The sequence below is a fragment of the Amycolatopsis sp. NPDC045836 genome (genome assembly GCF_056431745.1).
The window spans coordinates 1-20828 of record NZ_JBWKKF010000032.1 but is presented as its reverse complement, the minus strand read 5'-3'; the positions used below and the strand labels follow the sequence as shown (position 1 = coordinate 20828).

At 71.6% G+C, this 20828-nt stretch carries 18 protein-coding genes; 3 read left to right on the top strand and 15 right to left on the bottom strand.

Annotation, left to right across the window (positions count from 1 at the left end; translation table 11 throughout):
• Positions 1–58: 58 nt before the first annotated feature.
• The 7 genes from rho to AC07EG_RS36880 all read right to left on the bottom strand — a co-directional run bounded on the left by rho (position 59) and on the right by AC07EG_RS36880 (position 9229).
• On the bottom strand, positions 59–2056 hold the full coding sequence (gene rho / locus AC07EG_RS36910) for a transcription termination factor Rho (RefSeq protein ID WP_478257909.1): 1998 nt from the start codon (positions 2054–2056) through the stop codon (positions 59–61).
• Between the two features lie 378 nt (positions 2057–2434).
• Entirely contained in the window at positions 2435–3313 is an 879-nt protein-coding gene (gene thrB, locus AC07EG_RS36905; protein ID WP_478257908.1) for a homoserine kinase, read from the bottom strand.
• Positions 3310–4356 (bottom strand): threonine synthase, encoded by a 1047-nt coding sequence (gene thrC / locus AC07EG_RS36900; RefSeq protein ID WP_478257907.1) that lies wholly within the window; start codon positions 4354–4356, stop codon positions 3310–3312. Before thrC ends, thrB begins: the two co-directional genes overlap by 4 nt.
• Complete coding sequence (locus AC07EG_RS36895; RefSeq protein WP_478257906.1) at positions 4353–5654, bottom strand: homoserine dehydrogenase; 1302 nt, start codon at positions 5652–5654, stop codon at positions 4353–4355. Before AC07EG_RS36895 ends, thrC begins: the two co-directional genes overlap by 4 nt.
• Positions 5651–7087, bottom strand: coding sequence for a diaminopimelate decarboxylase (gene lysA / locus AC07EG_RS36890; protein ID WP_478257905.1), 1437 nt, complete (start codon positions 7085–7087; stop codon positions 5651–5653). The genes AC07EG_RS36895 and lysA overlap by 4 nt, the downstream gene beginning before the upstream one ends.
• A gap of 4 nt (positions 7088–7091) precedes the next feature.
• Positions 7092–8747, bottom strand: a complete 1656-nt coding sequence (gene argS, locus AC07EG_RS36885; RefSeq protein WP_478257904.1) for an arginine--tRNA ligase — start codon at positions 8745–8747, stop codon at positions 7092–7094.
• Positions 8748–8971: 224 nt separating this feature from the next.
• Positions 8972–9229, bottom strand: a complete 258-nt coding sequence (locus AC07EG_RS36880; RefSeq protein WP_478257903.1) for a hypothetical protein — start codon at positions 9227–9229, stop codon at positions 8972–8974.
• 54 nt (positions 9230–9283) lie between these two features.
• Here AC07EG_RS36880 and AC07EG_RS36875 point away from each other — a divergent pair, with 54 nt between their 5' ends.
• From AC07EG_RS36875 to AC07EG_RS36865, 3 genes are all read left to right on the top strand, one after another.
• Entirely contained in the window at positions 9284–10012 is a 729-nt protein-coding gene (locus AC07EG_RS36875; RefSeq protein ID WP_478257902.1) for a MerR family transcriptional regulator, read from the top strand.
• Between the two features lie 102 nt (positions 10013–10114).
• Positions 10115–10978, top strand: a complete 864-nt coding sequence (locus AC07EG_RS36870) for a DUF3105 domain-containing protein (protein ID WP_478257901.1) — start codon at positions 10115–10117, stop codon at positions 10976–10978.
• On the top strand, positions 10975–11697 hold the full coding sequence (locus AC07EG_RS36865; RefSeq protein ID WP_478257900.1) for a DUF305 domain-containing protein: 723 nt from the start codon (positions 10975–10977) through the stop codon (positions 11695–11697). Before AC07EG_RS36870 ends, AC07EG_RS36865 begins: the two co-directional genes overlap by 4 nt.
• A gap of 25 nt (positions 11698–11722) precedes the next feature.
• On the opposite strand, the gene AC07EG_RS36860 is transcribed toward AC07EG_RS36865, so the two are convergent.
• The 8 genes from AC07EG_RS36860 to AC07EG_RS36825 form a co-directional block, all read right to left on the bottom strand.
• Complete coding sequence (locus AC07EG_RS36860; RefSeq protein WP_478257899.1) at positions 11723–13402, bottom strand: dihydroxy-acid dehydratase; 1680 nt, start codon at positions 13400–13402, stop codon at positions 11723–11725.
• Positions 13403–13413: 11 nt separating this feature from the next.
• Positions 13414–14637 (bottom strand): RNA polymerase sigma factor, encoded by a 1224-nt coding sequence (locus AC07EG_RS36855; RefSeq protein WP_478257898.1) that lies wholly within the window; start codon positions 14635–14637, stop codon positions 13414–13416.
• Positions 14637–15044: a YciI family protein gene (locus tag AC07EG_RS36850; RefSeq protein WP_478257897.1), complete on the bottom strand. Its 408-nt coding sequence runs from the start codon at positions 15042–15044 to the stop codon at positions 14637–14639. The genes AC07EG_RS36855 and AC07EG_RS36850 overlap by 1 nt, the downstream gene beginning before the upstream one ends.
• Positions 15045–15122: 78 nt before the next feature.
• Positions 15123–15791 (bottom strand): B3/B4 domain-containing protein, encoded by a 669-nt coding sequence (locus AC07EG_RS36845; RefSeq protein ID WP_478257896.1) that lies wholly within the window; start codon positions 15789–15791, stop codon positions 15123–15125.
• A complete protein-coding gene (locus tag AC07EG_RS36840; RefSeq protein WP_478257895.1) occupies positions 15788–15970 on the bottom strand; it encodes a hypothetical protein in 183 nt (60 codons plus the stop codon). Before AC07EG_RS36840 ends, AC07EG_RS36845 begins: the two co-directional genes overlap by 4 nt.
• A 201-nt stretch (positions 15971–16171) precedes the next feature.
• Complete coding sequence (locus AC07EG_RS36835) at positions 16172–16696, bottom strand: Imm15 family immunity protein (RefSeq protein ID WP_478257962.1); 525 nt, start codon at positions 16694–16696, stop codon at positions 16172–16174.
• Entirely contained in the window at positions 16696–17097 is a 402-nt protein-coding gene (locus AC07EG_RS36830) for a hypothetical protein (RefSeq protein WP_478257894.1), read from the bottom strand. The genes AC07EG_RS36835 and AC07EG_RS36830 overlap by 1 nt, the downstream gene beginning before the upstream one ends.
• The coding region (locus AC07EG_RS36825; RefSeq protein WP_478257893.1) for a DUF6531 domain-containing protein at positions 17094–20828 on the bottom strand (3735 nt) is incomplete at its 5' end. The genes AC07EG_RS36825 and AC07EG_RS36830, both read right to left, overlap by 4 nt.

The window sequence follows — 20828 nt, the reverse complement described above, 5'->3', positions numbered from 1 at the left end:
GGAGGAAAGCGAAGGGGCTGCGACCACGGTGTGGTCGCACCCCCTTCGTCGTACCGGCTCAGTCGTCGTCCGGGCCCAGCGCCGTCTTCGAGACCTGCATCAGGAACTCGATGTTGGTCTTCGTCTTGCGCAGGCGGGACAGCAGCAGGTCGATGGCCTGCTGCGAGTCGAGCGCGTGCAGCACCCGGTGCAGCTTCAGCGTGACGGCCAGCTCGTCCGGCGAGAGCAGCAGCTCCTCCTTGCGGGTACCGGACGGGTTGATGTCCACCGCGGGGAAGACGCGCCGCTCGGCGATCTTGCGGTCCAGCTTGAGCTCGGCGTTGCCGGTGCCCTTGAACTCCTCGAAGATCACCGTGTCACCGGTGGAGCCGGTTTCCACCATCGCCGTGGCGAAGATGGTCAGCGAGCCACCGTTCTCGATGTTGCGCGCCGCGCCGAGGAAGCGCTTCGGCGGGAACAACGCGGTCGAGTCGACACCACCGGACAGGATGCGCCCGGACGCCGGGGCCGCCAGGTTGTAGGCGCGGCCGAGGCGGGTGATCGAGTCGAGCAGCACCACCACGTCGAGGCCCATCTCGACCAGGCGCTTGGCCCGCTCGATGGACAGCTCGGCGACCGAGGTGTGGTCTGACGGCGGGCGGTCGAAGGTGGAGGCGATGACCTCGCCCTTCACCGACCGCTGCATGTCGGTGACCTCTTCCGGCCGCTCGTCGACCAGCACCACCATCAGGTGGCACTCGGGGTTGTTCGTGGTGATCGCGTTCGCGATGTCCTGCATGATCGTGGTCTTGCCGGCCTTCGGCGGCGACACGATCAGCGCGCGCTGCCCCTTGCCGACCGGCATCACCAGGTCGATCACGCGGGTGGTGAGCTTGTGCGGCTCGGTCTCCAGCCGCAGGCGCTCGTTCGGGTACAGCGGGGTCAGCTTGGTGAAGTCCGGGCGCTTCTTCGCCTGGTCCGGCTCGAGGCCGTTGATGCTGTCCACGCGGACCAGCGGGTTGAACTTCTGCCGCTGCTGCTCGCCCTCACGCGGCTGGCGCACCACACCGGTGATGGCGTCACCGCGGCGCAGGCCGTACTTGCGGACCAGCGACAGCGAGACGTACACGTCGTTCGGCCCGGCCAGGTAGCCCGAAGTGCGGACGAACGCGTAGTTGTCCAGCACGTCGAGGATGCCGGCCACCGGGAGCAGGACGTCGTCCTCGCGCACCTCGGTGTCCGGGCTGCCGCCCTCACCGCGGCCACCGCGGCGGCGGCGGTCGCGGAAGCGGCGGCCGCGACGGCCGCCCTCTTCGTCCTCGTCGGCCTGCGGGCCACCCCGGTTGTCCCGGTTGTCCCGGCTGTCCTGCTGACCGCGCTGGCGGTCGTTCTGCCGGTCCCCGCGCTGGCGGTCGCCCCGCTGCTGCTGGTCACCGCCCTGCTGGCGGTCCCCACCCTGCTGGCGGTCGCCCTGCTGGCGGTCACCGCCCTGGCGGTCGCGGCGCTGCTCGCCGGAGCCCCCGGAGGAGTCGGCGGCGCGGTTGGCCCCGCGGCGGCGGCGCCCGCCTTCGCGGCGGCCACCGTCTTCCCCGCCGGCGGACTGGTCGCCGGACGACGGCGCCTCGCCTTCGGGCTCCTTGCGCTCGGGCTGCGGCTGCGGCTCGGGCGCCTTCACGGCAGGCGGGGCCTGCTCCGGCTGGGTCACCGGGGTCGCCGGGGACTCCGCCTTCGGCTGCTCGGCCGGCTTCTCGGCCGTCCTGCGCGAAACGCGGGCCTTGGGCTGGGCCGGCTTGTCCGCCTCGATGCCGTCCAGCGGAAGCGTGTCCGTGGTGGCGGTCGCGGCGGTGCGCCGCTTGGTCTTGCCCTGGCGCTCGCGGATGGCCGCGATGAGGTCCCCCTTGCGCATGCCCGCGGTGTCGCTGATGCCGAGTTCCCCGGCCAGCGAACGCAGGTCGGCGATGACCATCCCGGACAGACCGCCCGGTCGGCGCTTCGGCGCGGCGGTGCCGTTGGCCTGCGGCTCGCCCTCCGGCGGAGCCACCGCCGCGTCGCCGCTGAGTAGATCGGTGTTGCTCACACAAGTCCTTCCTTACCGATCCACGCCTCCAGGTGGATCAGCGGACTGCCGCCCGCGTCCGAATCACGAGACGGCTAGTTGTTCCCGTGGCCGGAAGCCAGATCCAGCCGAGACGTACGAGTCACGGCGGGAGAACCGCCGACACGGGAAGTACGTGCCCCATACGGCACACGCGAAATCCGTCACCGCGACCGCACCGGAGCCCGTTGCCGCATTCCAGGACCCCCGCAGGACCCTGGACTGAACGGGAAAATGCGATCCGGGCTGAACCCCCGGAACCTGCACCGGGTGCGGACTGCGCACGGTGATCGAACGCCCCCGAGGGTAGACCGGCCCGCTTCGCCGTGCAACAACCACCCCTACTTTGCCTTCGGCGTGTTATCCCACAGCGACCTGGACGCCGCCCTTGTCGATCGGCAGCGCGGTGACCTCGAAAGACGTAACACCGGGCACCTCCGGCAGTATTCCCGTGGTGGTCAGCGCCAGTACCGTCGGCCCGGCACCGGAAATCGCGGCGGGCACGCCGTGCGCCCGCAACTGGGCCACCAGGCGCGTGCTCGCCGGGTACGCCGGGGCGCGATAGCCCTGGTGCAGGCGGTCCTCGGTGGCGGTGAGCAGCAGTTCCGGCCGCCGGGTCAGGGCGTGCACCGCCAGCGCCGCCCGCCCGGCGTTGAACGCCGCGTCGGCCAGCGGCACCCGTTCGGGCAGCAGCCCGCGGGTGGCGTCGGTCGAGCTGCGCTGCCCCGGCACGGCGAGCACCGGCCGCAGGTCCGGGTGCGGGTCCAGCCGTTCGGCGCCGAACCGGCCACCGGACTCCCAGGCGACGACCAGCCCGCCGAGCAGGCTGGCCGCCGCGTTGTCCGCGTGGCCCTCGAAGCCCGCGGCCAGCTGCAACGCGTCGTCGTCGAGGTTCCGCCCGGCCAGCGCGTACCCGGCGGCCACCCCGGAAACCACCGCGGCGGCCGAGGAGCCGAGGCCGCGTGCGTGCGGGATCGCGTTGTGGCACCGCAGGTGCAGCCCCGGCACGGGGAAGCCGAGGTGCTCGCAGGCGCGGTGCAGCGCCCGCACCACCAGGTGGGAGTCGTCGGTCGGCACGTCCGCCACACCACCGGCGCCCGCGTCGAGCACCTCGACCTTGAGCCCCGTGTGGGTGACCTGCACCTCGACCACGTCGTGCAGCCCGAGCGCCAGCCCCAGCGCGTCGAACCCCGGCCCCAGGTTCGCCGTCGAGGCCGGGACCGTCACCCGCAGGTTCACGCCAGCTCCAGCGCCGCCGCCACGGCCGTCGGGTCGACCGCCAGCGGCTCCACCTCGACCACGCCGTTCAGCGCGGTGGCGGGGTCCTTGAGGCCGTGCCCGGTCACCGTGCAGACCACCGTCGAGCCACGCGGGATCCGGCCGTCGGCGGCGGTGATCAGCAGTCCGGCCACGCTGGTCGCCGAGGCGGGCTCGACGAACACGCCCTCCTTGCGGGCCAGCAGCCGGTACGCCTCGAGGATCTGCTCGTCGGTGGCCTTCTCGAACAGGCCGCCGGAGGAGTCCTTCGCCTTGACCGCCTTGGTCCAGGAAGCCGGGCTGCCCACCCGGATCGCGGTGGCCACCGTCTCCGGCCGGGTCACCGGCTCGCCGTCGACCAGCGGTGCCGCACCGGCGGCCTGGAAGCCGAACATCCGCGGTGTGCTGTCCACCACACCGTCGGCCGCGTACTCGGCGTACCCGGCCCAGTAGGCCGAGATGTTGCCGGCGTTGCCGACCGGCAGGCAGTGGATGTCCGGGGCCGCGCCGAGCACGTCGCAGACCTCCCAGGCAGCCGACTTCTGCCCGACCAGGCGCACCGGGTTGACCGAATTGACCAGGGTCACCGGGTAGTCGGCCGCGGTTTTGCGCGCCAGCTCCAGGCAGTCGTCGAAGTTGCCCTCCACCTGGAGGATCTTCGCGCCGTGGGCGACCGCCTGGGCCATCTTGCCCAGCGCGATCTTGCCCTCGGGCACCAGCACCGCGCTGGTCAGCCCGGCGCGGGCGGCGTAGGCCGAAGCCGAGGCCGAGGTGTTGCCGGTGGAGGCGCAGATGACCGCCTTGAGCCCGCTGGCCAGCGCGTGCGTGATCGCCACGGTCATGCCGCGGTCCTTGAACGAGCCGGTCGGGTTGGCGCCCTCGACCTTCAGGTACACCGAGCAGCCGGTCAGCTCGGACAGGTGCGGCGCGGCCAGCAGCGGTGTGTTCCCCTCCCCCAGGGTGACGATCTTCGCCCCGTCGGGGACGGGGATGCGGTCGGCGTACGCCTCGATGATCCCGGTCACTGGTCTTCGCCTTCCACGCGCATCACGCTGACCACCTCGTGCACCACGTCCATCTTCGCGATCTCGTCCACAGTGGACTCCAGGGCGGCGTCCGGCGCCAGGTGGGTGACGATCACCAGGCTCGCGGTGGACAGCCGGTCGCGCTGGCGGACCGCGGCGATGCTCACCCCGTTCGCCGCGAACGCCTGCGCCACCTGGGCCAGCACGCCCGGCCGGTCGGCCACGTCCAGGCTGACGTGGTACCGCGTCGGGGTCTGGCCCATCGGCCGCACCGGCAGCGCGGCGTGCGCCGACTCACGCGGGCCGAGCCCGCCGAGCACCCGGTTGCGGGCCACCGCGACCAGGTCGCCGAGCACCGCGCTGGCGGTCGGCGCGCCACCGGCGCCCTGGCCGTAGAACATCAGCTCCCCGGCGGCGTCGGCCTCCACGTAGACCGCGTTGAACGCGCCGCTGACCCCGGCGAGCTGGTGCGCCCGCGGGATCATCACCGGGTGCACCCGGGCGGACACCGATTCGCTGCCGTCCTCGCTGGTCACCCGCTCGCAGATGGCGAGCAGCTTCACCGTGCGGTTGAGCATCTTCGCCGCGGTGATGTCCGACGCGGTGACCCCGGCGATGCCCTCGCGGTGCACGTCGGCCGCGGTCACCCGGCTGTGGAAGGCCAGCGAGGCCAGGATGGCGGCCTTCGAGGCGGCGTCGTAACCGTCCACATCGGCCGTCGGGTCCGCCTCGGCGTAGCCCAGCCTGCTCGCTTCGTCCAGCGCCTCGGCGTAGCCGGCGCCGGTGGAGTCCATTGCGGACAGGATGTAGTTCGTGGTGCCGTTGACGATGCCCATCACCCGGGTGATCCGGTCACCGGCCAGCGATTCGCGCAGCGGGCGCAGCAGCGGGATGGCCCCGGCGACGGCGGCCTCGAAGTAGAGGTCGGCACCCGAGGCGTCGGCGGCCTCGGACAGCTCCGCCGAGTGCTCCGAGAGCAGCGCCTTGTTCGCGGTGACCACGGACTTGCCCGCGCGCAGGGCGGCCAGCAGCCAGCTGCGGGTCGGCTCGATGCCGCCGATCAGCTCGACCACCACGTCCACGTCGTCCGCGGTGACCAGCTCCGCCGCGTCGGCGGTGAGCAGTTCGGCGGGCAGCTCGGGGTGCTTGTCCGGGCGGCGGACCGCGATGCCGGCCAGCTCGACCGGCGCACCCGCGCGGGCGGCCAGTTCCTCGGCCTGCTCGGTGAGCAACCGCGCCACCTCACCGCCGACCGTGCCGCAGCCGAGCAGGGCCACGCGGATGGGAGCGGACCTCACGACACCTCCAAGCCCAGCATGTCTTCGGTGGTTTCCCGGCGCAGCAGCAACCGCGCCCCGCCGTTGCGCACCGAGACCACCGCCGGACGCGGCTGGCGGTTGTAGTTGCTGGCCATCGAGTAGCAGTAGGCACCGGTCGCGGCGACCGCGATCAGGTCACCGGGAGCCAGGTTGTCGGGCAACCAGCAGTCGCGGACCACGATGTCGCCGGACTCACAGTGCTTTCCCACCACGCGGGACAACGCGGGGTGGGTTTCGTCGTCCTGGCCGTCCGCGGCGGCCCGCGAGACCAGCCGGACGTCGTAGACCGCGTCGTAGAGCGAGGTGCGGATGTTGTCGCTCATCCCGCCGTCGACGCTGACGTACCGGCGGGCCGCGTTGTCCCCGAGCGAGACGTCCTTGATGGTGCCGACCTCGTACAGGGTGACCGTGCCGGGACCGGCGATGGCGCGGCCGGGCTCACCGGCGATGCGCGGCACCGGCAGCCCGGCGAAGGCGCACTCCTTGCGCACGATCTCCCGGATCTGGGTGATCATCTGCGCCGGTGGCGGCGGGTTGTCGCGGTCGGTGTAGGCGATGCCGAAGCCACCACCGAGGTCCACCGTGGACAGCTGGTCGACCAGCTCCGGGCCGTGCTCCTTGCCCAGTTCGGCGAGCAGCCCGATGATCCGGCGGGCGGCCACCTCGAAGCCGTCGGCGTCGAAGATCTGCGAGCCGATGTGGCTGTGCAGGCCGATCAGCTTCAGCGAACCGGCGTTGAGCACCCGGCGCACCGCCTCGGCGGCGTCCCCGGAAGCCAGCGAGAAGCCGAACTTCTGGTCCTCGTGCGCGGTCGCGATGAACTCGTGGGTGTGCGCTTCGACACCGACGGTGACCCGCACCATCACCTGCTGGACCACCTCGCGGCGGGCGGCGATCTCGGCCAGGCGGGCGATCTCGAAGTACGAGTCGAGCACCACCGTGCCCACCCCGGCCTCGACCGCGGCCTCCAGTTCGGCGGCCGACTTGTTGTTGCCGTGGAAGGTGATCCGCTCCGGCGGGAACGCCGCGCGCTGCGCGACGGCCAGTTCGCCGCCGCTGCACACGTCCAGGCTCAGCCCCTGCGCGGCCACCCAGCGGGCGATCTCGGTGCTCAGGAACGCCTTCGACGCGTAGTGCACCAGCGCCGGGTCGTCGAACGCCTCGGCGTACTCGGCGCAGCGCGACTTGAAGTCGGCCTCGTCGATGACGAACAGCGGGGTGCCGTAGGTCTCGGCCAGCTCCCGCACGTCTACCCCGGCGATCCGGACCACGCCGTCCGGGGCGCGGAAGGCGTTGCGGGGCCACACCTTCGGGTAGAGCCGGTCGAGTTCGCCCGAGTTGGCCGGTGGGAACCCGGCGGTGTCCGCATGGGCATGGACCTCGGCGTACCGGGGTCCCGCGGGGTGAGCCATGAAACTACATCCGTTCCGGCGCCGAAACGCCCAGCAGTTCGAGACCGTTGGCGAGCACCTGGCGGGCGGCTTCGCAGAGCGCCAGCCTGGCGAAGGTCAGCGGCGTGGCTTCCTCGCCGCCCTGCGGCAGCACGCGGGCCACGTCGTAGAACTTGTGGTAGGCGCTGGCCAGGCTCTCCAGGTACCGGGCGACGCGGTGCGGTTCCCGCAGTTCGGCCGCCTTGCGCAGCATGTCCGGGAATTCGCCGATCGTTCGGATCAGGTCGCCTTCCCGCGGGTGGGTGAGCAGGCCGAGGTCCGGCTCCCCGCCGGCCTCGAGGCCCAGGTCCGCGGCGTTGCGCTGCAGCGAGGCCAGCCTGGCGTGCGCGTACTGCACGTAGTAGACCGGGTTCTCGTTGCTGTGCTTGCGCAGCAGGTCCAGGTCGATGTCCAGGGTGGAGTCGACCGAGTAGCGGGCCAGCTCGTAGCGGGCGGCGTCCACGCCGACCGCCTCGACCAGGTCCTCCATGGTGATCACGGTGCCCGCGCGCTTGCTCATCCGCACCGGCTTGCCGTCGCTGACCAGGTTGACCATCTGGCCGATCAGCACCTCGACCACGGCCGGGTCGTCGCCGAGCGCGGCGGCGGCGGCCTTGAGCCGGACGATGTAACCGTGGTGGTCCGCGCCGAGCATGTAGATGCACAGGTCGAAGCCGCGGCTGCGCTTGTCGTGCAGGTAGGCGATGTCACCGGCGATGTAGGCGGGCTGGCCGTCCTGCTTGATCACCACGCGGTCCTTGTCGTCCCCGTGGTCGGTGGTGCGCAGCCACCAGGCGCCGTCCTCGAAGTACAGCGAGCCCTCGTCCTTGAGCTTGGCCACCAGCCGGGCGACCTCACCGTTCTCGTGCAGCGAGTTCTCGTGGAAGAACACGTCGAAGTCGGTGCCGAACTCGTGCATGCTCTTCTTGATCTCGGTGAACATCAGCTCGATGCCGACCCGGCGGAAGGTCTCGTGGCGCTCGGCCTCGGGCAGCGACAGCGCGCTCGGCTCCTTGCGCAGCACCTCGGCGGCGATGTCGGTGATGTAGCTGCCCGCGTACCCGTCCTCCGGCGCGGGCTCGCCCTTCGCGGCGGCGATCAGCGAGTTGACGAACCGGTCGATCTGCGCGCCGGCGTCGTTGAAGTAGTACTCGCGGGTGACCTCGGCGCCCTGCGCGGCCAGCACCCGGCCCAGCGCGTCACCGACGGCCGCCCAGCGGGTGCCGCCCAGGTGCACCGGCCCGGTCGGGTTGGCCGAGACGAACTCCAGGTTGATCCTGGTCCCGGCCAGCGCGTCCCCGCGGCCGTACGCCTCGCCTTCGGCCAGCACCCGGCTGATCTGCGCGCCCTGGGCGTCCGCGGCCAGCCGCAGGTTGAGGAAGCCGGGCCCGGCCACCTCGGCGGCGTCGACGCCTTCGGTCTCGGCCAGCGATTCGGCCAGCGCGTCGGCGAAGTCCCGCGGTTTGAGCCCCGCCTTCTTCGCCACCTGCAGCGCCAGGTTGGTGGCGTAGTCCCCGTGCTCCGGGTTGCGGGGTCGCTCGATCGTCACCGCGTCGGGCAGCACCGCCGGGTCGAGACCGCGTGCGGTCAGGACGTCCACGGCGGAGGTACGGACAAGTTCGGCGAGATCGGCGGGAGTCACCTGCAGAATTCTAGGTGTGCCCCGCCGACCGGCACCAAGACGGTCCCACCACCGCGCGAAAGGCCGGCAGTCGCTGGATTCGAGGACAACGGCGCTGGTCACCGCCCTGGTGGCGGTACGGCTGGCGAGTGCGGCGCTGATCGGCGTGGCGGTGCTCACGGCGGAGCGCGCGGTGGCCGGTCAGGCGACCACCTCCGCACGCGACCGGGCACCGGCCCGGACGCTCAGCCGCCCGGCCGAAGCAGCCGCTCCAGCTCGGTGCCCGCCTCTTCGCAACCGGCGTCGGAGATCCGCTGCAGGGCGAGCAGGTCACCCGCCGCGACGGCCCGGCGGGTGAGCAGGCGCCCGGCGTGCAGGCAGCCCTCGTCCAGCAGCTCAGCCAGCTCGTCGACGTCATCGCGGGCGTCGGCGAGGTCGGCGAGCCGGTCCATGGCGGTTTCGTTGCCTTCGTCGGCCAGTGCACGCAGGGTTTCCCGGTTCATGGCGCCATGGTGCGGCCCTGCCCCTGGGGCGGGGTCAAGTGCCACGATGACCCGGTGCTCACCATCGGACAGCTGGCCGCCTACGTCGGGGTCTCGGTGAAGACCATTCGCGTCTACCACGACAAGGGCCTGCTGCCCGAGGCCGAGCGCGACGCCTCCGGGTACCGGCGGTACGGCGCGGACCAGGCGATCGACCTGATCAAGATCCGCACGCTGGCCGAGGCCGGGGTGCCGCTGGCCCGCATCCGGGACCTCCGGTCGGCGGACGGGCACGAGTTCCAGCGGGCGCTGGACCGGATCGACACCGAGCTGTCCGCCCGGATCCGCGCCCTGCGGGCCACCCGGGACCGGCTGCGGCAACTCGCCGGCGGTCACGTCTCGGGCCTGCCCGCCGAGGTCGAAGCGCACCTGGACCGGCTGCCCGGCTTCGGGTTCAGCGATCGCTGGGTGGCCCTGCTGCGGGACCTGTGGATCCTGTCCTTCGCCACCCACCCCGAGACGGCGAGCACGATGTTCCGCGACCAGGCCCAGCTGCTCACCGACCCGGCGTTGCGGGAGATCTGCCTCGACTACGACCGCGCGCACGACCTCGCCCCGGACGACCCGCGCGTCGACGACCTCGCCCGCCGGATCGTCGACGCCACCCGCACGCGCTACGGGAGCGACCTGCCCGGGTACGACCCCGGCTCGGCCGTCCCGGCGTTGATCCAGAGCGCGGTGAACGCCGCCTCCCCGGCGTGGCGGCGGCTGGACGCCCTGGTCCGCGCCCACCTGGTGGCCTGACGAACCCTCCGAAGCGCCCTACACCGACCAGACACGCCATCCCTACACTGGCCGGGGTGCTCCATGACCGGGGCGACGACGAGACGAGGTCGGTACAGCACGATGGCAAGCGGCACGAAGAAAAAGGGCAGGCCGAAGAACGCCGTGAAGTCGGCTCGCGGATCCGTGGTGGCCAAGAAGGGCACGCCGTGGGGCACGATCGTCGCGGTGGTGGCGATCGTCGCGCTCGCCGGGGTGGTCTTCGGCTACTACTACATCAACTCGGCGGACAAGCGCGAGCAGAAGAGCCGTGAGGAAGCGGCCGCCGCCTTCGCGCCGTCGGCGGAGAACCCGGACCCGTCGCTGAAGATCCCCGGCATCGTCACCCACCAGTACGAGGCCAGCGTGCACGTGCTGCCCACCGAGCGCGTCGCCTACGACAAGACCCCGGCCTTCGGCGGTCCGCACGACGGGTTCTGGGCCGCCTGCACCGGCATCGTCTACCCGAACGCGGTGCGCACCGAGAACATGGTGCACTCGCTGGAGCACGGCGCGGTCTGGATCGCCTACAACCCCGACCAGGTCACCGGCGACGCGGTGAACAAGCTGCGCGTGCGGGCCGAGGGCAAGCCGTACACGATGATGTCGCCGTTCCCCGGCCTGGACAAGCCGGTCTCGCTGCAGGCGTGGGGCCACCAGCTCAAGGTCGACTCGGTCGACGACGAGCGCATCGACCAGTTCATCGCCGCGCTGCGGTTGAACCCGAGCACCTACCCCGAGCAGGGCGCCTCCTGCGACGCGATGGGCCCCGGCCGGTTCGACGTGGACGCGCCGCCCGCCTTCGACCCCACGCCGCCGGGCCCGGACGCCAAGCCGATGGACTACAAGGGCACCGAAGGCGCCGAGCCGGACACCACCGGCATGACCGGCGGCACGCCGCCCGCCCAGCAGCAGCCGCCCGCGCAGCAGCCGCCGGCCGGCGGATGAGTTCGGCCGTACCCGACGAGGACCAGGACCGGGCGGAGTTCGAGGACACCCGCCCGGCCTGGTCGCGGGTGGTCATCCTGGGCGCCGCCACGCTGGCGGTGCTGCTCGTCGGTGCCACCATCGGCATGTTCCTGACCCGGTCGCTGGACGAGGGGGCCGAGCCCGCCGGACCGGGTGCGGTGGAGGTCGGCTTCGCCCAGGACATGGCGGTGCACCACCTCCAGGCGGTCACCATGGCCAACTGGGCCCGGGACCACTCCACCGATCCGCAGGTCCAGCAGCTCGCCTTCGACATCGCCAGCACCCAGCTGGAGCAGGTCGGGCGGATGAAGGGCTGGCTGATGCTGTGGGACAAGCCGGAGCAGGCCATCGGCGGGTACATGACCTGGATGACCGAGCCCGCCGGCCACGCCCACGGCGGCCACGCCTCGGCACCCGACCCGGCCACCACCGGCGGGCTGATGCCGGGCATGGCCACCAACGACGAACTGGCGAAGCTGCGCTCGCTCTCCGGCGGCGAGCTGGACGTCTACTTCCTGCAGCTGATGCTGCGCCACCACCAGGGCGGTACGGAGATGGCGCAGTACGCCCAGGACCACACCGGGATGAACGCGGTGAAGTCGCTGACGAACAGCATCCTCAAGTCGCAGAGCGCCGAGGCCCGGGTGATGACCGGCATGCTCACCGACCGGGGCGCCACCCCACTGCCGTTCAGCTGAGTCCGGCGCGGGAAGCGCACTTCGATCAGCTGTGCCGCAGGAAGTCGAAGTCGCAGCCGTCCGGGGCTTGCAGGACGTGCTGGTGGTACAGGCGTTCGTAACCACGCGCCGGTGCCTCCGGCAGCACGAAATCCGCCCGCCGCCGGGTCAGTTCCGCCTCGGGGACCAGCAGGTCCAGCCGACCGGCGTCGACGTCCAGTTCGATCAGGTCGCCGTCGCGGACCAGCGCGAGCGGGCCGCCCACCACGGCCTCCGGCGCCACGTGCAGGGCCACCGCGCCATCGGCCGTCCCGCTCATCCGCCCGTCCGAGACCCGGACCATGTCCTCGACACCCGCGCGCGCCAGCTTCGCCGGGATCGGCACGTGCCCGACCTCCGGCATGCCCGGCCCGCCGACCGGGCCGACCCCGCGCAGCACCAGCACCGAATCGGCGGTCACCGGCAGGTCCGGGTCGTCGATGCGGGCGTTCATCTCCCCCACCCCGTCGAACACCAGCGCCGGGCCGGTGTGCCGCAGCAGCCGCCGGTCCATCGCGGACCGCTTGATCACCGCACCGTCCGGGGCCAGCGAGCCGGTCAGCACGGCCAGCGCCCCACCGCCGGCGACCGGCCGGTCGAACGGGCGCAGCGCGCCCCCGGTCTTCGGCTGGACGCCCGCCACCTCCGCCGCCCAGGTGGCGCCGCTCGCCGACGGCCGGTCCAGGTGCAGCACCGGCGCCAGTTCCTTGACCACGGCCGGGATCCCACCGGCCTCCTCCAGGTCCGCCAGCAGGTACGGGCCGGACGGCCGGACGTCGCCGAGCAGCGGGGTGGTCTCGCTCCACCGCCGGAAGTCCACCGGCGCGCCGATCCGGCCCGCCATCGCCGCCAGGTGCACGATCGCGTTGGTCGACCCGCCGATCGCGCACACCACCCGGAAGGCGTCCTCGATCGCCGCCGCGGTCACCACCTCGGCGGGGGCACGGCCCTCCCGCGCCAGCGCGACCGCCCGCGTACCGGTGCGGACCGCCGCGTCCTGCCGCGCCGAGCCGGTGGCGGGCAGCAGCGTCGAGCCCGGCAGCGCCAGCCCGAGCACCTCGGCCACGGTCGCCATGGTGGTCGCCGTGCCCATCACGTTGCAGGTGCCCACCCCGCTCATCAGGCAACCCTCCAGCCGGTTCCAGTCCTGATCGGACAGTTCACCGCGGCGGCGCCGGGCGGCCAGCGGCCAGAAGTCGTCCACGGTCAGCGCTTCGCCGTTCCAGCGGGGCACCGGCCGCGGCCCCGCCGCGAGCACCAGTGCCGGTTTGCCCGCGCTCAGCGCGCCCAGCACCTGCGCCGGAACGGTCTTGTCGCAGCCGCCGAGCAGCACCACCGCGTCGATCGGGCTGGAGGTGACCATCTGCTCGACGTCCATCGCCATCAGGTTGCGCAGGAACATCGAGGTGGGCCGGACGAACGGCTCGGAGATGGAGATGGTCGGGAACACCACCGGCAGCCCGCCTGCCGCCAGCACCCCGCGCTTGACCGACTCGGCCACCACGGACAGCCCGGCGTTGCACGGGTTCAGCTCGCTGGCCGAGGAGCAGATGCCGATCACCGGCCGCTGCCGCACCTCTTCGCCGGACCGGCCGGTCGCCCGCAGGAACGCCCGGTGCAGGAACCCGTCCATCGAGTCCTCATTGAACAGCGATCCATCGCGCCGCCGCGTTTCCTCCTGGGACACAACAGCTCCCTTCAGTCGCCGGCGAGCCGTCCCGCCTTCCCCAGAAGGTAACGCTGCTGCGGCACGCTCGTCGTCCGGCCCGCCGCGACCACATAGGACTCACGGGCCTTCGCCCGCTCACCGGCCAGTTCCAGCAGGTGCCCGCGCACGGCGTCCACGCGGTGGTCACCGGGCAGCCGTTCGGCCACCGCGGCGAGCAGGTCCAGCCCGGCCCGCGGGCCACGGGCCATCGCCACGGCGACGCTGTGGTTCAACGCCACCACGGGGTTGCCGGACAACCGCAGCAGCGCTTCGTACAGGGCGGCGATCTGCGGCCAGTCGGTCTCCTCGGCGCTGGGGGCCTCGTCGTGCACGGCCGCGATGGCCGCCTGCAACTGGTACTCGCCGACCGGTCCACGGGGCAGCGCGGCGGTGAGCAGCGCGATCCCCTCGGTGATGTCGTCCGCGTTCCACCGGCGGCGGTCCTGCTCGGCCATCGGGATCAGCGCGCCGTCCGGTCCGGTGCGCGCCGCGCGGCGGGCGTCGGTGAGCAGCATCAGCGCGAGCAGCCCGGCCACCTCGCTGTCCTCGGGCAGCAGGCGGTGGACCAGCCGGGTCAGCCGGATCGCCTCGGCGGTGAGTTCGGTGCGCTGCAACCGGTCGCCGGAGGTGCTGGCGTAGCCCTCGTTGAAGATCAGGTACAGCACGTGCAGCACGGCGGACCGGCGCCCGGGGTCCGCGGGCAGGCCGAACGGGGTACCGCTGTCCTTGATCCGCTGCTTGGCCCGGCTGATGCGACGGCCCATGGTGGCTTCGGGCACCAGGAACGCCCTGGCGATCTCGGCGGTGGTCAGCCCGCCGACCGCACGCAGGGTGAGCGCGATCTGCGCGGCCGGGGACAGCGACGGGTGGCAGCAGAGGAACAGCAGCACCAGCGTGTCGTCGGTGGCGGCCGCCGACCGGTCCGCGGCGGGGGCCAGCCACTGCTCGGGCAGCACCTGCTGGGCGGCGGTGTCCTCCCGGCGGCGCCGGGCGTACTCGCTGCGCAGCAGGTCGGTCAGCCGCCGGGAGGCGACGGTGATCAGCCAGCCGCGCGGGTGGTCCGGCACACCGTCGGACGGCCACCGGGTGGCGGCCGCCAGCAGGGCCTCCTGCACCGCGTCCTCGGCGGTGTCGAAGTGGCCGAACCGGCGGACCACCGCGCCGAGGACCTGCGGCGCCAGGGTGCGCAGCAGGTCCTCGAACTCGGCGGGCACTAGAAGTCCAGGTCGCCGGCGGACTCCATGATCGGCCGGACGTCGGCGTAGGCGGGCTCGGCGAACTCGGCCGGCGCCGGGCAGCCGGCCAGCCGCCCGGCGATCTCGGTGGCCCGGTCGAAGCTCTCGCATTCGACGACCCAGTAGCCCGCCAGCACCTCCTGCGTCTCGGCGTACGGGCCGTCCGTCCACACCGGAACGCCGTCCTCGGCGTCGTGCACCCGGCGGGTGTGCACCGGCTGGTGCAGGCCGCGGGTCTCGACCAGTTCGCCGGACTCCTCCAGGTCGGCGTTGAACTTCGCCATGAACTCGTACAGCCCGGCGAAGTCCTCGGGCCGGTAGTCGCCCTTGCCCGCCATGGCGTCGTACTGCCGCTGCGTGCCATAGCTCAGGATCATGTACTTCATGCGCCCGCTCCTCGGTCGTCGGTGCCCTTCACCGGAGACGTCGGAGCCGCGGCGGCGTCCCGGACACCCATTCTCGCTTCAGAAGGAGAATTCCGGTGCCGAGTTCCGCAGGATCACCGACCGGGGCTGTCCCAGTTCTTCGGACAAGGCGCTGACCAGCGAAGACACGTCCTCGGCCGCGGTCTCGTGCAGGGCTTCGGCGACGATCAGCACGGTCTCGGTCCGTTCGCTGACGGCCGACCGCCCGCTCTGGCGATTGGTCCAGCGGCGGGCGTGGGCGTGCCCGGCCCCGTCGGCGAAGACCACTTCGCCCGGCTGCGGGTGCTCGACCTCGCCGCCGAAGGTCAGGTACTCCTCCTCGCCGGTGGCATAGCGCACTTCGAGGTCGCCGGTGATGTGCGCGAGGTCGAGCACCGCGACCGGGATCGCGTAGGCGAGGGAGACGGCGTTGCACAGGTCGATGATCGGGTGGATGCGCGGCAGCGCGCCTTCGCGGCGGAAGCGGCGCAGCAGCGATTCGGAGGCGCAGCGGTACTGCGTCGGCTTGAGCCCGAGCCGGCCGAAGGCCCGCCGCCAGGCTTGGATCTCGGGCAGCTGCGCTTCGGTGGTGCCGTTGAGGCGGTTCCTGGCGATCTCGTGGTACTTGGTGAGGTCGTACTCGGCGGCGAAGCTTTCGACGTGCAGCACGCCGGGTACCAGCTGCGGGAAGTCGGCCCAGATGGCGCCGGTGTGGTGGAAGGTGCTCATGCCGGCGTCACCGCCGGCCCGGCGAACCTGCGTCGGGTCCCGACGAGGTACAGCAGATAGGCGACGCCGAGGTACTTCAGCACCTCGAAGGCGGTCGCGCTGGTGTGCAGGAGCGCGGCCGGCCCGGCACCCGGGGTGGCCGCGACGACCAGCGCCGCCAGGGGGAACTCGATAGTCACGGCGCCCATCCTGGAGCCGGTGTGGCCCACTGAACAGGTCCAATCAAGCGCTGCCGAACTGGTCCAAAGCGGGTCAGCAGTGCCCGAGGTAGGTGGTCAGGCCACCAAGGCGACTTTCCAGATTTCTTGAGCGTCATGCCTCGAGGTCCCTGGTGCCCACATCACAGTCAACGCTCTTCACGACCACTTGAAAAGCGGCGGCTACCGCTCGACGTTTTCCCGGGGTACCGGGCAGTCGGCTCGCTGGACGAATACGCGTTCCAGGCGTTCTTCGCCGAATTCCGCCACCACGTCGTCGTTGAGCAGATAACCGTGGTCGTGGCCGAGCAGGTGGGCGACCACGGCGCTGCCTTCGCTCTCCGGCGGCCGCAGGCGGAGGTGCTCGAAGACACCCTTGCTGGGATTGGCCAGCCAGAACCGCGGCGTCAGCGGGTCACCTTCAGCGAAGAAGTCCCAGCCGGTCACCGTCACCGCGCAGAAGAAGTCGAACTCCTCACCCGCGTGATAACCACGGGCGTGGTCGAGAATGCGATCGAGGTACCCGGCGGCCGCCCGGACGAGCACCCCGTTCCGCTCCATCGGTGGCAGTTCGTCGAGAAAAGCGATCTGCCGCCGCGTCGAGTACAGCGGCAGTTCGTCGAAGTACCCGTCGTACGCCATCAATCCGTCGAGATCCAGCAAATCCGATTCCCCCAGCAACCGCTCGAATTCCTCGCGGAAGTGCATCACGTCCGCAGGGCGTCGATGATGCCGTCCGCCAGGTCGAGCGCGTGCTCCTTGAAGTAACCGACGCGGATGTTGTACTCCTCCTCCGAACCCGTCTGCCTGGTCGACACCACCAGCACGCAGTACGCCAGATGAGCCCGCGCCAGCGGCAACAGGACCTTGGTCGCCTCCTTCGACTCACGCGTCTCGTAAGCCCGCTGCGCCACCCCGATCTTGTCCAGCAACTCGTCCCCGAACCGCCGCGCCCCGGCGATGCCGGTACCCAGCCACGCCTCGACCACGTCGTCGCCGACCTCGGCGGACAGCACGTACAGCAGGGCGCTGTGGAGCAACTGCGCCTGCTGGAGCCAAAGCTGCAACGAGGGCCCACCCGCGTCGACGACCTTCACCGTGGAAATCATGTTCCGAGCCGATACCTTCCTTGCTGCACGTACTTGTCCCAATCCGCCTGGCTCATCCGGTAACCGTGGATCATCTGCGCGTTCTCCACGATGATCACCTGTTTCTCCGGGTCGTAGGAAACGCGCACGTTGGCCTTCGGATTGCCGTCGACCATCTCCTGGTGGGTCCCCTTGCCCTCGAACTGGCGGAAGTAGTCCGCCATCTTGTGCGGGTCCTGGCCGATGTCCGGCAGGTTGTGGCTCCTGATGTGGTCGGGCGTGTTCTTCGGGTTCTGCGGGTCCATCCGGCCGTAGTTGTAGTCCACCCCCTGGGCCACCTTGTTCGAATGCGTCCAGTCGATCTCGGCCAGGTAGTTGTCGCGCTGCTTCTGCCACTCCTTCGGGCAGACCTCGACCAGGCCGGTCGGGTCCAGCACACCGACCGGGTTGTGCACGTAGGCGTGCGGATTGGGCCCGGGCACCAGGCCGAGCGGATCAGCGCTCTGGTACCGGCCGGTTTCCGGGTCGTAGAAGCGGTTGAGGTTGTAGTGCAACCCGGTTTCCGCGTCGAAGTACTGCCCCGGCATCCGCAGCGGCGTGTCCGCCTGGTTGGCCAACCGGCCCAGTGCCCGGCCCCACACGGTGGCGTGGCTGCGCCAAGCGAGGTTGCCCGACGGATCGACGAGTTCGGCCGGTGTGCCGATGAGGTCGGTGACGATCGAGTAGAACCGCTCGTCGATCCACTCCTGCGGCCGCTCCGCCACCGGTACCCGCTCCACCTGGGTGACCGGCTGGAAGCGGACCGGGTTCCAGTCCCAGCTCGTGCTGCGGACCCCGCCCTCGGTCTGCTCGGCGAGCTGCGCCCCGTCCCAGGCGAAGTCGACGCGCTCGACCACCGCACCGCCGGCGTCGAGGCGCTGCTTGCCGATGCGGCGGTTCAACGGGTCGTAGAGGTACCGCCAGCGGGCGCCGTCCGGCGTGACCACGCCGACCAGGCGGTCGTCGGCGTCCCAGTGGTACTGCCAGGTGTCGGGCTTGGCCGACAACCGCTTGCGCTGGCGCTGCACCACCCGGCCACGGCCGTCGTAGCGGTAGCGCACGTTGCCCGCGCGTTCGACCTGGCTGCCCTGGTACTCGCGCAACCCCTGCGCGTCCGTGTCCGCCCCGGGCCAGGCCGCCGCGGTGATGTTGCCCGAAGCGTCGTAGCCGTAGCGCTCCACCCCGGCACCGCCGTGCACCGTGGTGATCCGGCCGAGCGCGTCGAGCTCGAACCGGCGCGTACCCGCCAGGTGGTCGTCCACGCCGGTGACGTAGCCGTCGGCGCGGTAGTGGTAGCGGCGCTGCTGGATCAGCCTGGCCCGGCCGGCTCCGCCGACCGCGGACACCGTCTGGGAGATGAGCCGGTCGGCGCTGTCCCACGACTGGGCGAGGATGGTGCCGGTGTCCAGCAGCCGCTCGACCTCGTGGCCCCCGTTGTCGTAGCCGAAGGTGATGATCCGGCCCGCGGTGCGCAGGGCCTCCGGCCTGCCGCCGACGCCGAACTCCCACACGCTTTCCGCACCGCTCGGCGTCACCCGCCGCACCCGCCTGCCCGCCAGGTCGTACTCGGAGCGCACCGTGCGCCCGTTGACCGTTTCGGCGAGCACCCGGCCGGTGGCGTCCCGTTCATAGCGCAGTTCGGCGTCGGCGTTGACCGCGCGGGCCAGCCTGCCCATCGGGTCGAATTCGAAGGTCACCGTTCGGTCCCCGGACTGCCGCTGCACCACGTTGCCCAGCCGGTCGCGGACGAACCGCACCGCGGTGCCGGTGTTGTCCCACTGCTCGACGAGCTGACCGGCCGGGTCGTAGCGGTAGTCGGTGGTCCGGCCGTTGAAGTCGATCTCCCGGACCAGCCGTCCCACCGCGTCGTACTCGTAGCGCCACGCCTGGCCCCGCGAATCGGTGATCGCGACGGGGCGCAGCTCGGTGTCGTAGCTGATCTCCATCCGCGACCCGTCCGGCCGGACCTCGGCCAGCGGCAGGTCGAAGTGCGTGGTCTCGCTGCGGGTCTCCTGACCGAGCGCGTCGATGTGCCGGACCTGGTTGCCTTCGGCGTCGTACACCGCCCGCTCGACCGAACCGTCCGGTCGCGTGCGGCTGAGCAGCGCGCCTTCCACGGTCCACTCGTACCTGGTCACCCCGCCGGACGGATCGGTGATCGCGGCCACCCGGCCGAAGGCGTCCCGCTGGATCCGGCTGGTGCCGCTCGCCTCGGTCAGCGCGATGGGGAGCCCGGCGTCGTCGTTGGTGACGTGCACCGTGACCCCGGCGGCGTCGGTGCGGGAGACCAGGAACCCGCGTTCGTCGCGGTCGAACCGGATCGTCGCGCCGAGCGGGTCGACCGTGGCCACCAGGTTGCCGCGGTGGTCGTACTCGTTGCGCCAGACCGCGCCGCCGGGGTCGATGATCGTGGTGGCCTGGGAGAACTCGTTGTATTCGGCCAGCACCTGCGCGCCATCGGCCCGGGTGAGGGTGACCAGGTTGCCTTGCTCGTCGTAGCGGGAGCCGATGGTGCGGCCGAGCGGATCGGTGCGGCGCACCAGGCGGTTGGCCTCGTCCCACTCGCTGGTGGTGACGTTCCCCAGCGCGTCGATCTGCCGCTCCACCAGGCCGCCCTCGGTGAGGTGGTAGGTGGTGGTGTGCCCGAGGGAGTCGGTGTAGCGGGTGATCCGGTGCTCGGGGTCGTAGTCGAAGGTGCCTGCCAGGAAGCCGCCGGAGCCCTCCGTGCGCACCACCCGGCCGGAGCCGTCGTAGGTGTAGCGGTACCACTCGCCGTTGCGGTCGTGCCAGGCGGTCACCCGGCCGGCGTGGTCGTATTCGAACCTCGTCGGCCTGCCCGAGGAGTTGACCACCTCGACCAGCCTGCCCGCGTCGTCGTAGCGGTAGTCCCTCACCTTGATCTCCACGCCGTCCGCCGCCACCAGCGACATCCCGGTGATCAGGCCACCGCCGGTGGTGACCCGGACGCGGTAACCGCCGCTGTGCCGGACTCCGGTCACCTGGCCATCCGGGTCGTACTCGAAGTCGATGCGGTTGCCGTTGTGGTCGGCCACCGCGGAAATGGGCAGCGTGGTCCCGTCGCCTTCGGCGAAGTGCAGCACGAGCTGCTGCTGTGGTTGCCGGATGCTGAAGTGGCCGTCGGCGTCCCGGGTGAGCGGCCACCGGGCGCCGGACACCGGCAGCGTCGTGCCACCGGGGCCAGGTGGTGCCGGGTAGACGAGGACGGCGCCGTCGGGGGCGGCGTAGTGGATCCGCTCGCCGTCGACCTCCAGCCGCTGGTCGAAGGTGGACGACCAGGTGCGGCCGAACCACCGGCCCGCGCGGTAGGACGAGGTGTGCGCGCGTTCCAGCACCAGCGGCAGCACGCCCTGGAGCCGCAGATCGGTCTGCACGGAGAACATCTCGCCGGTGGCGGGATCGACCGGGTCGCCGCAGCCCTCCTTGACGCTGGTGTCGCGCCCGGCGGTCTTCGGGTCGTCCGCCTGGCCCTTGAGCGGCTTGCCGTTGGCGTCCGGGCCGCGGCTGCCGTTTCCGGGGGTGTTCGTGCTCCCCGGGGTGGTGTCGGTGCTGGACGGGGTGGTGTCGGGCGTGTCCGGGCTGTTCGGGGTGGTGTCCGGCGACTTCGGCGACGTCTTCGCCGCCGACGGAGTGGTGCCGCTGCCGGGTTTGCCGCCCCTGCGCAGCATCTTCGACAGCTTCTCGATGATCTCACC